2 protein-coding genes are annotated in these 977 nt (G+C 55.9%); both read left to right on the top strand.

Annotated features, from left to right (window positions below; all coding sequences use genetic code 11):
* The coding region (locus ACR0J4_RS23095; RefSeq protein WP_480668838.1) for a hypothetical protein at window positions 1-204 on the top strand (204 nt) is incomplete at its 5' end.
* A 30-nt stretch (window positions 205-234) separates the two neighbouring features.
* The coding region (locus tag ACR0J4_RS23090) for a sulfatase-like hydrolase/transferase (protein WP_480668839.1) at window positions 235-977 on the top strand (743 nt) is incomplete at its 3' end.

Below are 977 nucleotides of genomic sequence, written 5' to 3'. Positions count from 1 at the left end.
GGATTCGACGAGTTTTACGGTGTTGAAACCACGGACGTTACAGTCTGGCGCACGCTTCCGGGATTTGCTGAAGCCAACATGGAAGAGCCTGTCGTGATGCAGGGTACTGCAGGCGAACCGGCGACCGTTGCGCGGGACTATGACTTGGACTACCGCGGCGAGATAGATGGCGACCTGACGAAAAAGGCCGTCGATTTCATTTAAGCTAAGAGTGCCGAAGACGCGCCATTCTTCATCTATCTTGCCTATACGCAGACCCACTATCCAAACATCGCGTCCGAGGAGTTTGATGGCGCAACTGGAAACGGCGTCTGGGCCGATATCTTACTTCAGACAGATACGTACATCGGGCGCATCGTTGATGCGATCGAAGCGGCAGGCGTATCCGACGACACCGTGGTGATATTTACTGCAGACAACGGCCCCGAAGCTCTTCCGGTTGGAAACGCCAATGTCTCGCCGGTTCCTGCGGTACATGGTACTGCGGGGCCATGGCGCGGGACTCTGTTCACCAGCCTCGAAGGCAGCATGCGCGTGCCTTTTGCGATCAAGTGGCCGGGGAAGATCCCCGCTGGTTCAGAAAGCAATGACGTTGTCCACTCCATGGACCTTTTTCCAACACTGGCGGCATTCGCGGGCGGCAAAGTGCCGGAAGACCGGGCTTTTGATGGGATCGACCAGTCCGAGTTCTTTCTGGGCGTCCAGCCGAGATCGAACCGAGAAGGCGTGATCGTTTACATGGGCGAACAGATATTCGGTGTAAAATGGAAGGACTGGAAAGTTCTGTTCAAAGAGAACACAACAGCCTTTGGCGCGACGGAGTCTTTCGACACACCAAGGGTCTACAACCTACTGAATGATCCGCATGAGCGTGAAAGCGTACTCTTCCCGCACACATGGGCGGCCGAAAAAGCGCTGCCGCAGTTGCAGGAGCACATTGCTACCTTCGAGGAGTTTCCTCCGATCCCCCCAGGAAC

It is taken from the genome of Ruegeria sp. B10 (genome assembly GCF_056539825.1).
The sequence above is the reverse complement of the archived record's forward strand: the minus strand, read 5'-3'. Positions and strand labels throughout refer to the sequence as shown.